Annotated in this window: 2 protein-coding genes; both read right to left on the bottom strand. The window is 69.7% G+C overall.

Features of this window, described 5'->3' with window-relative positions:
- Window positions 1-644: 6-phosphogluconolactonase (gene pgl / locus ACWIE7_RS19355; RefSeq protein WP_454070359.1), on the bottom strand; the 644-nt coding region annotated here is incomplete at its 3' end.
- 54 nt (window positions 645-698) lie between these two features.
- Window positions 699-1,160: glucose-6-phosphate dehydrogenase assembly protein OpcA (locus ACWIE7_RS19350; RefSeq protein ID WP_454070358.1), on the bottom strand; the 462-nt coding region annotated here is incomplete at its 5' end.

The following is a 1,160-nucleotide window of genomic DNA, read 5'->3' as shown; positions in this document are numbered from 1 at the left end:
TCGACCGGATCCGCGCCCTCGATGCCGCGGGCGACCGCTTCGGCCTTGCCGTCCCCGGTGGCCACCACGATCACGTGCCGCGACCGGCATACGGCGGGAAGGGTGAACGTGAGCCGTTCCGGCGGCGGCTTGGGACAGTCGCGCACGCCGACCACCAGTTGCTCGCTCTCCGCGACCGCCGGGGTGTGGGGGAAGATCGAGTCGATGTGTCCCTCGGGCCCCATCCCGAGAAGCGTCACATCGAACAGCGTCTCGTCCCCGGCGGGCATGGGGTGTGCGGCGCGGAACGCGCTCGCCGCGGCATCGACATCGTCGTGCTCCGCGCCGCGTGCGGGCCAGCGGTGCACCGTGGGTCGTCCGCCCAGTGCATCGAGAAGGACGTCGTCGATCTGGCCGTCGTTACGCTCGGGGTCGTCAGCGGGAACGAATCGCTCGTCACCGAAGTAGATGGTGACCCGCTCCCACTCGATGGCCGCGTCGGCCAGCGCCGCTGCGGTCTTGACGCCCGCGCTCCCACCGGTCAGCGAGAGGACAGCTTGACCGGTGGCGGCGATTCGCTCATTGAGATGGCCGGTGACGGCCTGCGCCGCGGCGGCGGAAAGGCTGTCGATATCCGGATGGACGAGATGGCGGATGTCTGACATCGGTGCTCCTGTCGTGGGCTTGATTCGGCGTACTGCCCGAGGCCGCGATCTGCGTCAGCGGACCGAGGCTGAGGTGTAGATGACCCGATCGAAGTTGGCCAGTGCGTCGGCGTAGACCCCGTCGGTATCCATGCGTCTGAGTTCCTCCGCCAGGCAGTCGGCGATACTACGACCGACCAGGGCGACCCGGGTGGGCGAGTGTCCGGTGATGTGAAGCTCTGCTGCAGTGGGGCTGACCTGCTTGAGCACGATCGATCCCGAGGCGCGCTCGAGGACGACCATCGACGGGCCCACCGCGCGGTGCACGTCGATCCCCAGGCGGGACGCCAGCCACGCGCCGGCCAGGTCGACCGATGCGGCGCGTTCGGGACCGCAGACCGTGGCGGCCAAGATGGGCTCGTACGGCGGGCGGTCCAGCGTTGCGGCGAGCAGCGACCGCCAGTGGGTGATCCGTGCCCACGCCAGATCGGTATCGCCCGGCGAGTAGCCGGCCGCACGCTTGACCAGCGCGTCGGT

The sequence above is a fragment of the Dietzia sp. NPDC055343 genome, from assembly GCF_053645265.1.
Note: the sequence above shows the minus strand (reverse complement) of the source record. Positions and strands in the feature narration are given on the sequence as shown.